The organism is Nitrosospira sp. TNL300, from assembly GCF_055385915.1.
Map to the genome: position 1 here is coordinate 73,543 of NZ_AP041005.1, position 12,894 is coordinate 86,436.

The window sequence follows — 12,894 nt, forward strand, 5'->3', positions numbered from 1 at the left end:
CTCTGTCGTTCCTGTCACTCCTTCACGCGGCTGATCTTTGCCACTTGGGGAATACGCCTCAGGCTGCGAATCACCTGTGCGAGATGATGGCGGTTGCGTACCTGTAAGACGAAATTCATGGTGGTATATACGCCATCGCCCTCCATGGCGACATTATCGATATTGGAATCCGCATCGGCGATGGCGGCCGCCACCCTGGCTAGCGCACCCCGCTGATTGGCCACCATCAGCTTGATACCCACTTCGAACTGCCGGTCGATATCCTTACCCCAGGCCACATCCAGCCAGTTGTCCGAACTGCCCTTGTTTTTAGTCACTGCCGGACAGTCATCGGTATGGATCACGAGCCCCTGATCTTTCTTGATAAACGCTATAACCGGATCGCCGGGAATGGGCCGGCAGCACCTGGCAAATTGTACGGCCATGCCCTCGGTGCCGAGTATCGTGATGACATCCGTAGTTCCGCTCGCGCCGAGAGCGGATTCGCCGGGTGAAGCCGCAAGCCGCCGTGCAATCACTGCCGGCAAATGCTTGCCCAAGCCCATGTCTGCCAGCAAATCGGTTCTGGATTTGGCGCCGCTTTCACGCGTCAGTTTTTCCCATTGCGCCTCGCTGATCGTCTGCGGATCGACCTTGAGCGTGGCGAATGCCTGATTCAACAGGCGCTCTCCGAGTTTCGCCGATTCATCGTATTGCATGGTCTTGAGAAAACGCCGGATATGCGAGCGCGCCTTGCCGGTAACTACGTAATTCAGCCAGGCCGGATTAGGCTTGGCATGGGATGCGGTCACGATTTCCACCCGGTCCCCGCTTCGGAGCACGGTGCGCAACGGCGCATTCTCGCCGTTAATTCTGGCGGCCACGCAACAGTCGCCGATATCCGTATGCACCGCGTAGGCGAAATCCACTGCGGTCGACCCCTTGGGCAGTGCCAGTATCTCGCCCTGGGGCGTAAAGACATAGACCTCGCCCGGAAACAGATCCACCTTGATGTGTTCCAGAAATTCCAGCGAATCGGTGGAATCGCTCATGGTTTCGAGCAGGCTCTGCAACCACTGATGGGTTTTCATGTTCAAATCGTTCAGATCCGCGTCGGAACTCTTGTAGAGCCAGTGCGAGGCAACGCCTGCCTCCGCAATCCGGTGCATTTCCGGTGTCCGGATCTGGATTTCGATCGGCGTGCCGTAAGGTCCCCACAGAGTGCTGTGCAGCGACTGATAGCCGTTGGCCTTGGGGATGGCGATGTAGTCCTTGAATTTTCCGGGGATGGGGTTGTAGAGGCTGTGCAGTGCGCCCAGCGCGATGTAGCACGAAGGCACATCCTTTACAATGACGCGAAAGCCATAGATGTCCAGAATTTCCGAAAACGAGAGATGCTTCTCCACCATCTTCTTGTAGATGCTGTAGAGCTGTTTCTCGCGGCCGGTTACTTCCGCATCCAGCCCTGAGGTCTTCAGGCGCTGCTTCATGGTCTCCAGGATTTTCGACACCATCTCGCGGCGGTTTCCGCGCGCTGCCCTGGTGGCGTTGGTCAGGACCCGATAGCGCCTGGGATACAGGTAACGGAAGCTTAATTCCTGTAATTCGTGGTAGATATTGTTGAGCCCCAGCCGGTTGGCAATAGGCGCGTAGATTTCCATGGTTTCACGCGCGATGCGCCGTTTTTTCTCAGGCCGCATGGCCTCCAGCGTGCGCATATTGTGCAGCCGATCCGCCAGCTTGATGAGTATGACGCGTACATCCCGCGCCATTGCCAGCAGCATTTTGCGGAAATTCTCCGCCTGCGCATCCGCGTGGCTCTGGAATTCGATCTTGTCCAGCTTGGAAACACCGTCCACCAGTTCCGCGACCGACTTGCCAAAGCGATCTCCGATCTCGGCTTTGGAAACGTGCGTATCTTCCATCACGTCGTGCAGCAGCGCTGCCGCCAGCGTCTGGCTGTCGAGGCGCAGTTTGCCCAGAATGCTGGCTACTGCGAGGGGATGAGAGATATAAGGTTCGCCGGATTGGCGGAATTGGCCCGAGTGGGCGCTCTGACTGAAGAGATAGGCGTTCTGAAGCTCGGATACATCCTCACGCGTGAGATAGCTGGAGAGTTCGTGAAAAAGGAAACTCGCCTCGGGCAAAGTAGCGGAAGAACTGGACAGACCTCGCGCCTGCATCGTCATTTCCTTTTTCATTCCATCAACATACGTTTCGGAATAGCAGCAGTATCCTCACTTGATGATTGATCGTCAGTTTGCTTGTCACTCAATAAAACGGTTTTTTTACATCACCGGTATCACCGGTAGCGCTCGAGCGCTCTAAAGGGTGCCAGTCGTGAGGATATCCGTTCCAACCAGGCCTTGTGAAATTTCCCGCAGTGCAATCACGGTCGGTTTATCCCGCGACGGCTCCACCATCGGGCTTCCGCCAACTGAAAGTTGCCGCGCCCGAATGGTTGCAACGAGGGTCATATCGAAGCGATTGGGAATTCTTTTCAGACAATCGTCAACAGTGATGCGCGCCATAATTTCCTTTACCAGGATATAAGGAAATTACAGTATAGAGTGTCTGGTTGTGGAAAGGCAACCCGCAGGACATTTCAAGCACTTCATTTTGCACACCACTTTTGCGGCAAAGGTGCATGCCGTTGCTACCGCTGATGGTTTTATAAAACTCTGGGGGAGGATGAGGAGGCAGAGATGTCCGCGTGCTTGTCCGGTTTATAAAACGGACGTGCGGGTGAGTTGTGCCAGCAGGCCATGGTGACGGACAAGCTGCTTCGCCGTTTTCAGACGCTCCACCTGTACGATACATTTCAGATCCTGCAACGCCCTCTCCAGCTTGTCGTTGATGATGATGTAATTATACTCTCCCGCATGACTCAACTCCTCGCGCGCCGCCGCCAAGCGGCGGCTGATCGCTTCGAGGCTGTCCTGGGCTCGATGGTGCAAGCGCATTTCCAGCACTTCGAGTGATGGCGGCAGAACAAAAATGCCCACCGCTACGGGGAAAACCGCACGCACCTGACGCGCACCCTGGCTGTCTATTTCCAGCAGAATGTCGCGTCCCGACATCATGGTTTCATTAATCCATTTCTTCGAAGTGCCGTAGAAATTCCCATAGAGTTCCGCACTTTCCAGGAACTCGTCCTCTTGCAGTTTCTGCTCGAATACTTGACGCGTGACGAAATGATAATCGCGTCCTTCGACTTCTTCGGGACGGGGCTGCCGTGAGGTATATGAAATGGACAGGCTGAGGTCGATATCTGTTTGCAGCAGGGCCTTGACCAGGCTGGTCTTGCCAGCTCCCGACGGCGCGCTGATGATATATAGAGTACCCGGCGTTGTAGTCATTGGTCGACCTGCTGAAATCCTTCTTCAGCAATACGTGTATGGTTACGGTTTTTTTGTTTTTACGATTGAACTCGCGCTCTTTCCGAAGGCTTCCGGCTGGTCAAAGCGTCGAAGCTGGAGTGTAACAGCTTCCACAACTCAACGAGTTTCAGGATTTCACCAGTCTCTACTCTTTCTACCCCTTCAACTACCCCAAAGCCTGGGATCGCGTCCAGCGCACGATATCCTGAGTCATCATTGCGCCCGCCTGCCGTGCCAGCTCTCGCCCATCCTTGAACAGTATCAGGGTCGGGATGCTGCGAATGTGGTGCTGCGTGCCGAGTGTTTGCTCAACGTCGGTATTTACCTTCGCGAGGCGAACATGAGGCTCAAGCAGAGTCGCCGCTTCTTTGAAGGCTGGCGCCATCATCTTGCAGGGTCCACACCAGGGCGCCCAGAAATCGACCAGAACCGGAACATCGTTTTTATTAATGTAGCGTGCGAAGGTTGAACTGGTTAATTCCAACGGCTGGCCGGCAAATATCGGCTGGTGGCATTGTCCGCAATTGGGCTGCTCGCCGAGGCGCGCAGTGGGAACACGGTTAATCGAGTGACAATGAGGACAGACGAGATGTAAAGAATCGCTCATGGATTACAAATGATAGTTTATTGTGCTCGTTTCGGCTTCCACCATTAGTCATTGCTATTGGAGATTAGAGGGAGAGACCGCAGCGGCAAAAGGTTCCGACTCATGCAGAAGTCAGGTGCAGCGCTATCGATCCTTCTCCCATTCCCCTGTTTAGTCCCGCTGTATGATGGTATAGAGTATAGCCAACTCCAGAGAGAAGAATTATGGGATAAGTATTACATGGCTGCGCACACAACGAAGAGGCGATGCGTCGACCCGTCAAGCGCTACCACTACAGCTCCCATGACGAGATCAAGGCGCATATGCAAACTTTCCTGATGGCCTACAACTTCGCCAGGCGGCTAAAGACCCTAAAGGGCCTCACACCCTTTGAGTACGCCTGCAAAATATGAGCTGAAGACCCAGGCAGGTTTATTATTAACCCACACCATCATACAGTGGGGCTAAACACCGTTAAATAAGGTGAGATAATTTTTATACCCGACGAACTCCTCTACCTTGCGTTTGGAGATAAAATTCTTCAAACACTCAAGAGAGAAGCGTGAAAGCGCTTTCGGGTGACCGATCACCACGAAGTCGCTCATACCCGCCCGTTCATACTGTTTATACGCATCCTCTAAAATGCTCGCTTTAGAACCATCTATCGATACCGCGCTGGCAGTCCAACAGCTAAGCTTCCTCACCAAATCCGCTCTACTGAGAGGTATAGTATGCCCATCTCCAAGTTGGCGATATAGGGAGCTGCCGAGCTTTTTACGGATGGCAAAACGCCAGTAAAAAAGGGGTGACAAGCGATAACTGGCAATTGGCACTTCCAGGAATTTGCCGTAAGGCTTGCATTCCAGGGGGTCATCGTCAAAAAACCAGTGGCTGGCAGCAGGGGCGTTCGAAAAATCGAAACGATGCGTCGCCCCTTTTGCAATTCCCCCCCGAAAGATAGTACTATCTATCAGAATGCGTTCATCTTTTAAAGCCTTTTGAATCGACGAAAACGGCTGTATAACCCAGCCTCCGGCTCTATACGCAAATACGCCTCTATCACCCGTTATGGTTCTCAGCACATTTGCGTATCGCGTCACAATCTCAGAAATAGCAGAATTCTCAAAATCTTGGAGTCGATATCGCTGAAGATTAATGTTCCAGCTTTCGCCGTTCCAAAAGGAGTCTTCCCAGTGAGGGTGCACATGCAACTGGATTTCGTGCCCGTCGACTACAAGACCTTCCAATTGCCGCATTATTTGATCATAGTCTCGCATCAGCCCGGGGAAGCGCTGCCCCTCCTCCTTAAGACGCAATAAAAACCCTGCGTCTACAAAGAAAACCAGTGGAAGCCTATGATATTTGGCAATTTGCCGCAAAGCTTCAGTAGGCGCTAACAGCGTTCGTTCCACTGTGCCTGCTTGCCGACCAAAAAAAATCTCGTAGTCCAATGATAAAACAATGTTCAATCTAGCACCTTTCTACATTCCGCTGCCCATTGTTGCTGGGTTGGAGTAAGCTTTATATCACCATAAATCGACTTCCCTTCTGCCAACATCTTTAACAACGTTACCGTAAATAGTCTTGCATCAAGAACGGAGAGTTCAGAATCCCCAAGGGTGTAAGTCTTGATCGCGCCAGCCTCAACAAGCCAACTGCGCGCGCGCTCACACTCTCTGATTGCCGAAAGACTTGGATTGTGGCAACTTGTCGTAACCATGGTGATATTCCCGGTGGGTCCCTTGCATGGAACAGTGAAGCGTTGATCGAGGTATATCGGTAGCGGCATAGCAGACCCCATCATGTCCTCATAAACATGAAAGCAAGTTACCGAATTTAAACCTACCCCGAACATTACAATTTTTCCTCCCCGCAAGGTCAACTTCTGGTAGGGGCTCTTAGGACCAAACGGCGAACTGTCCAGCTCGTGCTGAGCTACATATTCACTTGCTGATGCGCCAAGCGCAACTACTGAGTGTGTGGGATGAAGGCTCCTTACAGCGCCCGGCATCGCCATTAAGGAGTTGGAAATTGCACCCATTGCATTTTTTGCGCTGTGGACGTCAAAATCCTTACAAACTTTCAGGTATTCCAGCATAGTTGTATTGTACGGTAAAGCTGGACAGAGAATCGTTTGACGGGTCAAGTTGATTTGTTCGATCCACCCCTTCATTAGTTCGCTAACTGGCTTGTCAAGCTTTCCAATGTTGGTTATTGAACCGTGGATCATGAAGTCTCCTGTCAGTTCACATTCCGAAATACGGTGCAGAACATCTACAACATGGACCGGTGTCCGCTCTCTCTTAGACCTGGCGCGCCTCTGGCTCTTTTTGTTTTGGTCACGCAAACAAACTTGCGCACGCGCCGGTAGCAAAGGTATCAAACGCTTTACAAATGTTTTTAGCTTCATGCGCGCTTCCTATGCAATACAAACTCAGACCTCAACGCCATACCTTGACAGATCTGAAAGCTTTGCAGATGAGTCTTGAGTTCATTGTGGGAACTGTATGATAGCGCTTGGCTGTGGCTTCCTTGATGGTGCAGTTCATGGGTTCGACCTAACCATTATTCAGCAATAAAGTCTTTTAATTATAGATTACATGCAGCAAAACCCAAGAGCGCTACAATGATCCGAATTGGAGTTGTCTCGTTTTCATAGACACCGTAGACACTTCAATATTTTCATTTCCGAACCGGATCAGACTATGGCATGCGCGTGCTCGAGTCGAACTACGTGTTCAGGGCATGATGGGTTAGCTGCTAACAGTGATTCCCTTGATGCACAAGGTTGATCACTCGATATTCTGCACCTGCTCCCGCATTTGCTCGATCAATACCTTGAGTTCCACCGAGATCTTCGATACTTCCGCATCCACGGACTTCGCGCCAATGGTATTGGCTTCCCGGTTGAGTTCCTGCATCAGGAAATCCAGCCGCTTGCCGATCGCTCCACCTTTCTCCAGAACACGCTCTACCTCATCGAAGTGTGCCTGAAGGCGCGACAGTTCCTCATCCACATCGATCTTGCTGGCGAACAATGTCAGTTCCTGGCGGATACGTTCGTCATCGCAATTTATCATGGCCTCACACAGCCGGGCTTTGAGCTTTTCCTGAAATGTCGCCAGTAAAGCAGGAATGCGTGGACTGACTTCGGATGCGAGCCGACGCATATTGCCGAGGCGTTCCAGCAATATGGCTTTAAGTTTTGCACCTTCACGACTACGAGCAGCGGCCAGTTCGGCCAGTGCCGCACGCAGCAACTCCATGCATGGCCCGAAAAGGTTCTCGGCGGAGGAGGGTTCCGTCCCCAATATTCCGGGCCAACGAAGGACATCAGCCACTGCCAGACCTCGAGCCTCGGGCAATACCGCTCTGACGGCACGGTCCAGTTCCAGCAATTTTTGCAACAAATCCGTATTAATATGCTGCAAATCTTCCGCAGGTGTAACCCGGGAAAAACTGACGCGGCACTCGATTTTTCCGCGCTTGAGGCGGGCAGTCAGAAATTCGCGCATTGCGGCTTCCAACTGCCGGAATTCGTCGGGAAGGCGAAACTGGATATCGAGATAACGGCTGTTGACCGAGCGAATCTCCAGATTCAGGGATCCTTGTGGAAGTTCCTTTGCGACTACGGCATAGCCAGTCATGCTGCAGATCTTGGCTAATTCGTCCACTCGATCATCCACTCGAAGGTCCTTGATGCGTTAAAATTGCGGGCTTACGGCATTATCGCATATCGTTGCTGCATCCAAAGGAAACGAGTCGGCGTTTCCATGCAATCGAAAGGCGGCATGTGCGTTCGACTTATCCGGTGATGTGTCACCGCTCAGTTCTCAGTTAATAGTGAAGGATATAGTACAACTTATGCGTCCCAGTAAACGCCGCCCGGATCAACTTCGCCCCGTTGAGATTACCCGGCATTACACTCGGCACGCGGAAGGTTCAGTGCTGATCGAATGTGGCGATACCCGGATAATCTGTACTGCAAGCGTGGATGAGAAAGTGCCTCTTTTTCTACGGGGCAAGGGACAGGGTTGGCTCACAGCAGAATACGGGATGTTGCCGCGTTCCACCAATGAGCGCATGCAGCGGGAAGCCGCCAAAGGCAAGCAGTCCGGCAGGACGATGGAAATTCAGCGGCTGATCGGGCGCGCCTTGCGTTCGGTAATGGATTTGACAAAACTGGGCGAGCGCACCATCCAGGTGGATTGCGACGTGATCCAGGCTGATGGCGGCACTCGCACGGCGAGCATCACAGGCGCATTTGTAGCAGTGCATGATGCGGTAGAAACGCTGCTGCGCAAACAGGCGATAGAAGCTACGCCCATCACCGGTCATGTTGCAGCGGTTTCAGTGGGCGTCTACGAGGGCGTGCCGGTGCTGGACCTCGATTATCTGGAAGATTCGCGCTGCGATACGGATATGAACATCGTCATGACGGATGACTTTGGCCTGGTGGAAATGCAGGGGACGGCCGAAGGCATGCCTTTCAGCAGACATGACCTGAATGCGATGCTGAATCTGGCGCAGCAGGGAATACGGGAATTGATCGTGGTTCAGAAAAACGCATTGAACAGATAAACAGATAAATAGATATGCAAAGACTGGTTATTGCCAGCAATAATTCCGGCAAACTCCGAGAAATTCGCCACTTGCTGGAACCTCTGGGAATCGAGGTGCTACCCCAGTCGGCATTCGATTTTCCCGAAGCTGAGGAACCTTATTGCACTTTCGTTGAAAACGCGCTAGCCAAGGCACGCCACGCGAGCAAAAATACCGGGTTGCCAGCACTGGCCGATGATTCCGGCATTTGTGTCAATATCCTTGACGGCAAGCCCGGTATCTTATCTGCGCGTTACGCAGGGGAACCGAAATCGGATGAACGCAACAATCAGAAGCTGGTCGAGGCGCTGCGAAACCAGAGTGACCGCCGGGCCTACTATTACTGCGTTATGGTGCTGCTGCGGCATCCCGAAGATCCGCAACCCATTATTGCCGACGAAAGCTGGCATGGAGAAATCCTGCTGAATCCCCGCGGTAACGGTGGCTTTGGCTACGATCCCTATTTTTTTCTGGCAGACCTCGGCAAAACGGCGGCGGAACTGCCGATGGAGCAAAAAAACCGGATCAGCCACCGGGGAAAAGCGCTTGCGCAACTCGTCGAGAGGATCAGGCAGGAACAGCTCTGATTCGCTTGCCCGCTTGCCGCTTGGATTCAACCGTTACAACAGAAGAGAAAGACAATTTCAACCACTGCTGAAACAATGGCTCCTTTTGCTTGTCTCTTCGATTCATCATGACAGCAATTATTTCTCCCGCAGCGATTCTCGGTTCCCAGGCCCTTCAGCTGAAGTCTCTGCCCCCGCTGAGCCTTTACATCCACCTTCCGTGGTGCATGAAAAAATGCCCCTATTGCGACTTCAATTCCTATGAAGTCCGCGACCGGAGTGGCGGCATGCCGGAGGCCGAGTATGTAGCCGCCCTCATTCGCGACCTGGAAGCTTCGCTGCCACAGATATGGGGGCGCAAGGTCATCAGTATTTTTTTTGGTGGTGGAACGCCGAGCCTGTTCAGTCCCCGTTCCATAGATGCGATTCTCGCAGCCGTCAGGGCTTTGCTGCCGCTGGAGCACCTGGCTGAAGTAACGCTGGAGGCCAATCCCGGAACGTTCGAGGCGCAAAAATTTGCGGATTTCCGGGCCGCAGGGATCAATCGCCTCTCCATCGGCATTCAGAGTTTCAACGCCAGGCACCTTACATCACTTGGCCGCATACACAACGACAAGGATGGCCGCCGCGCTGTCGAAATCGCGCAAAAGAACTTCGACAACGTGAATCTCGACCTGATGTATGGACTGCCAAACCAGACGCTGGAAGAAGCGCGGGACGATATCGAGGCAGCCGTCGCTTATGGCGTACACCATATTTCCGCCTATCATCTGACGCTGGAACCCAATACTTTGTTTCATCGTTATCCGCCCTCCCTGCCCGATGATGAGCTGACGGCGGACATGCAGGCAATGATCGAACAAACGCTCGCGCGGGAAGGTTATGCACATTATGAAACGTCGGCCTTTGCCCGGCCTGGACGCGAATCCCGTCATAATATGAACTACTGGCTGTTCGGAGATTATCTGGGGATCGGTGCCGGCGCGCACAGCAAAATAAGCTTCCGGGACAGGATAGTGCGCCAGATGCGGTACAGGCAGCCGAAGGAGTATCTGGCCAAATCCGCACCCGAAATAATATCTGACCCCCCTATCATGGAACAGCACGAAGTAGGGCGGAACGATCGCGCGTTTGAATTCATGATGAACGCACTACGCCTGATCGATGGGTTTGCCCCGCAAATGTTCATTGAACGTACAGGGCTGGCTCTCACTCACATCCAGCGTCAGCTCGACGAGGCGGAACGGCACCAGTTGATAACGCGGGATTTTCAACGCATCGCACCTACTCTGGCCGGCAGGCGATTTTTGAACGATTTGCTGCAGATTTTCCTCCCCAAGCAAAGCCGGGTATAAGCTTCTTCAAGCGGCCTGCTTTTTCCGGAATATCACATCCCGGACCTCGTGCCCGAGCCGTAAGCCCCGCTGCTCGAATTTGGTCATTGGGCGATATTCCGGACGCGGCGCATAACCCACCGCAGTATTGGTCAAGTACGGGTCGCCGCTCAATACCTTCAGTATCTGCTCTGCATAATCCTCCCAGTCGGTCGCCACATGGATATAGCCGCCGGGCTTCAGGTGGCTGCAAAGCAGGGCAACGAATTCCGCTTGTATCAGCCGGCGCTTGTGATGGCGCGCCTTGGGCCACGGATCGGGAAAGAAAATGTGCACCCCATCCAGGCACTCAGGGGGCAAAGCGTGTTGCAGGACCTCAACCACGTCGTGCTGGATGACGCGTATGTTCGTCAACCCCAGTTCTTCCACCTGCTTGAGCAGACTGCCCACGCCGGGCGTGTGGACTTCTACCGCGAGGTAATCGTTCTGCGGATGCGCCTGCGCGATCAGCGCTGTGGTTTCGCCCATGCCGAAGCCGATCTCCAGGAATTTAGGCACACTTCTGCCAAAGACAGAGTCCAGGTCAAGCAGTTTCCCGGAATAAGGAATGCCGTATTTCGGCATCAATGTTTCATGGGCGCGTCGCTGCGCGTTTGAAAGGCGTCCCTGGCGAAGAACGAAGCTGCGGATGGGACGATGGGGGGAATGTTCAACCATTTGATATGTCTGGAAAGGACGGGTGGGGAATGAAAAATCCTTTCCGGTCCTTATTTCCCTGACATGTTTCCGATAACCCCCTCCACTGGAGAACTGGGACTTGCACTGTACAGCTTTTTCGGCATCCGGCCGGCGAGATACGCTTCGTGCCCCGCCTCAACCGCTTTTTTCATCGCTGACGCCATCAGCACCGGATTTTGCGCGGCAGCAATGGCTGTATTCATGAGCACGCCGTCGCAGCCCAGTTCCATTGCAATCGCCGCGTCCGACGCCGTACCTACACCGGCATCCACAATGACCGGGACTTTAGCGTTTTCGATGATGATCTGCAGGTTCCATGGATTGAGGATACCCATGCCGGAACCGATCAGGGATGCCAGGGGCATGACCGCGATGCAGCCGATCTCTTCCAGTTGCCTGGCGGCAATAGGGTCATCCGAGGTATAGACCATGACCTGGAAACCCTCCCTGATCAGAATCTCGGCTGCCTTGAGGGTTTCAACGATGTTGGGATAGAGTGTTCTCGGATCACCCAGAACCTCCAGCTTCACCAGGGTATGACCGTCCAGCAATTCGCGCGCAAGGCGCAAGGTTCTTACTGCATCCTCCACCGTGTAGCATCCGGCTGTATTGGGTAACAGCGTATATTGCGATGGCGGCAGCACCTCCAGCAGGCTGGGCTCTTCCGGGTTCTGGCCGAGATTGGTTCTGCGGATAGCCACGGTAATGATTTCTGCGCCACTGGCGTCCACGGCGGCGCGGGTCTCGTCAAAGTCCCTATACTTTCCGGTACCCACCAGGAGGCGTGAAGAATAGGCTTTACCGGCGATGACAAGCTTGTCCATACGCTTATCCTCCACCTACGGCAACGACAATTTCAAGCTTGTCGCCGTTTGTGAGCATCGGCTGGTCGAATTGGCTGCGCGGTACGATTTCACCGTTGCGCTCAACCGCGATCCGCTTGCCCTGCAACCCCATGTGCTCCAGTAATTGCCTGATATTCAGTTTTGGGTCATTCGTTGCCCCTGAATCAGTCCCCGAATCCGGGGAAGGAACAAGTTGGGGTTGGCCATTGACTATAAGTTGTATCATTTTTCAAAGGATGGCTTAGCAAAAATGCTGGCTTAACTTTTGAATTATACGGCGCAGCCATCCCCTAGTCGACTCCGGTGAAACCCGATGTTCCATCAGGATTGCGGGTAGGAATTCAGAAGGTAGCTTCTGAAAATTGAACGCACCCCTTCGACAAGCCTGCCCTGAGCACCGTTCGCGCCTTCGACACGCTCAGGCCGAACGGAAAGCAAGAGCTCGGGTGCATCTCAGATGAAGAACCTGGTTTCGAATAAGGGAACCTCCACTGCCATTTATGGCTTAGTTTCCGTATAATCCGCAGCTATGCGGCGGGTGTAGCTCAATGGCAGAGCAGAAGCTTCCCAAGCTTACGACGAGGGTTCGATTCCCTTCACCCGCTCCATCTCCAACAATTCACGGACTTCCGAAGAAATCCAAGAAGTGTTGTGAGTCAATAGATGGACGGTAGCTTGTCCGAGACGCTACTAGCCAGCCACAGCACATCCTGAATCAGCCATCCGTCCGAGGCTTGGAGCTAGTTCAGTTTGAACTCTTCCTTTAGCAGGTATCGCAATCCATAGAGGAGCTTGCGTGAACGCATGGCGTCGTTCCGACTTGATGCAGACTTTTGTTGTCTTCAAAAGTGCTCTACCGTCATG

The 12,894-nt window shown here is 53.2% G+C and carries 13 protein-coding genes, 1 tRNA gene and 1 pseudogene; 5 read left to right on the forward strand and 10 right to left on the reverse strand.

From position 1 onward, the window contains the following. Window positions 1-14 precede the first annotated feature (14 nt). From ACZ5BW_RS00350 to trxC, 4 genes are all read right to left on the reverse strand, one after another. A complete protein-coding gene (locus ACZ5BW_RS00350; protein ID WP_464541419.1) occupies window positions 15-2,180 on the reverse strand; it encodes a RelA/SpoT family protein in 2,166 nt (721 codons plus the stop codon). Between the two features lie 123 nt (window positions 2,181-2,303). Next, window positions 2,304-2,510, reverse strand: a complete 207-nt coding sequence (rpoZ, locus tag ACZ5BW_RS00355) for a DNA-directed RNA polymerase subunit omega (RefSeq protein WP_074709157.1) — start codon at window positions 2,508-2,510, stop codon at window positions 2,304-2,306. 195 nt (window positions 2,511-2,705) lie between these two features. After that, window positions 2,706-3,338 (reverse strand): guanylate kinase, encoded by a 633-nt coding sequence (gmk, locus tag ACZ5BW_RS00360; protein WP_464541422.1) that lies wholly within the window; start codon window positions 3,336-3,338, stop codon window positions 2,706-2,708. A gap of 187 nt (window positions 3,339-3,525) precedes the next feature. Next, complete coding sequence (trxC, locus tag ACZ5BW_RS00365) at window positions 3,526-3,966, reverse strand: thioredoxin TrxC (protein ID WP_464541424.1); 441 nt, start codon at window positions 3,964-3,966, stop codon at window positions 3,526-3,528. A gap of 257 nt (window positions 3,967-4,223) precedes the next feature. On the opposite strand from trxC, the pseudogene ACZ5BW_RS00370 reads away from it, so the two are divergent. After that, window positions 4,224-4,336: pseudogene (locus ACZ5BW_RS00370) on the forward strand (IS481 family transposase); the annotation flags it as partial. A gap of 73 nt (window positions 4,337-4,409) precedes the next feature. Here ACZ5BW_RS00370 and ACZ5BW_RS00375 read toward each other — a convergent pair. The 3 genes from ACZ5BW_RS00375 to ACZ5BW_RS00385 form a co-directional block, all read right to left on the reverse strand. Continuing rightward, window positions 4,410-5,414 carry a polysaccharide deacetylase family protein gene (locus ACZ5BW_RS00375; RefSeq protein WP_464541426.1) on the reverse strand — a complete coding sequence of 335 codons (1,005 nt, stop codon included), beginning with the start codon at window positions 5,412-5,414 and terminating at the stop codon, window positions 4,410-4,412. Next, complete coding sequence (locus ACZ5BW_RS00380) at window positions 5,411-6,355, reverse strand: AAC(3) family N-acetyltransferase (RefSeq protein WP_464541428.1); 945 nt, start codon at window positions 6,353-6,355, stop codon at window positions 5,411-5,413. Before ACZ5BW_RS00380 ends, ACZ5BW_RS00375 begins: the two co-directional genes overlap by 4 nt. Before the next feature lie 382 nt (window positions 6,356-6,737). Next, window positions 6,738-7,592, reverse strand: a complete 855-nt coding sequence (locus tag ACZ5BW_RS00385; protein WP_464543732.1) for a YicC/YloC family endoribonuclease — start codon at window positions 7,590-7,592, stop codon at window positions 6,738-6,740. Window positions 7,593-7,809: 217 nt separating this feature from the next. Here ACZ5BW_RS00385 and rph point away from each other — a divergent pair, with 217 nt between their 5' ends. The 3 genes from rph (at window position 7,810) to hemW (ending at window position 10,468) form a co-directional block, all read left to right on the forward strand. Then, complete coding sequence (gene rph, locus ACZ5BW_RS00390; protein ID WP_464541430.1) at window positions 7,810-8,526, forward strand: ribonuclease PH; 717 nt, start codon at window positions 7,810-7,812, stop codon at window positions 8,524-8,526. A gap of 14 nt (window positions 8,527-8,540) precedes the next feature. Continuing rightward, window positions 8,541-9,134, forward strand: coding sequence for an RdgB/HAM1 family non-canonical purine NTP pyrophosphatase (gene rdgB, locus ACZ5BW_RS00395; protein WP_464541432.1), 594 nt, complete (start codon window positions 8,541-8,543; stop codon window positions 9,132-9,134). 107 nt (window positions 9,135-9,241) lie between these two features. Beyond that, entirely contained in the window at window positions 9,242-10,468 is a 1,227-nt protein-coding gene (hemW, locus tag ACZ5BW_RS00400; protein ID WP_464541434.1) for a radical SAM family heme chaperone HemW, read from the forward strand. Between the two features lie 6 nt (window positions 10,469-10,474). Here hemW and trmB read toward each other — a convergent pair whose 3' ends face one another. From trmB to thiS, 3 genes are read right to left on the reverse strand one after another with little or no spacing between them, the layout of a single operon-like run. Next, on the reverse strand, window positions 10,475-11,164 hold the full coding sequence (trmB, locus tag ACZ5BW_RS00405; protein ID WP_464541436.1) for a tRNA (guanosine(46)-N7)-methyltransferase TrmB: 690 nt from the start codon (window positions 11,162-11,164) through the stop codon (window positions 10,475-10,477). Between the two features lie 50 nt (window positions 11,165-11,214). Continuing rightward, window positions 11,215-12,009, reverse strand: a complete 795-nt coding sequence (locus tag ACZ5BW_RS00410; protein ID WP_464541438.1) for a thiazole synthase — start codon at window positions 12,007-12,009, stop codon at window positions 11,215-11,217. 4 nt (window positions 12,010-12,013) lie between these two features. Beyond that, complete coding sequence (thiS, locus tag ACZ5BW_RS00415; RefSeq protein ID WP_464541440.1) at window positions 12,014-12,256, reverse strand: sulfur carrier protein ThiS; 243 nt, start codon at window positions 12,254-12,256, stop codon at window positions 12,014-12,016. Window positions 12,257-12,564: 308 nt separating this feature from the next. Here thiS and ACZ5BW_RS00420 point away from each other — a divergent pair. Next, window positions 12,565-12,638, forward strand: a tRNA-Gly gene (locus tag ACZ5BW_RS00420). The last annotated feature ends 256 nt before the right edge of the window (window positions 12,639-12,894 follow it).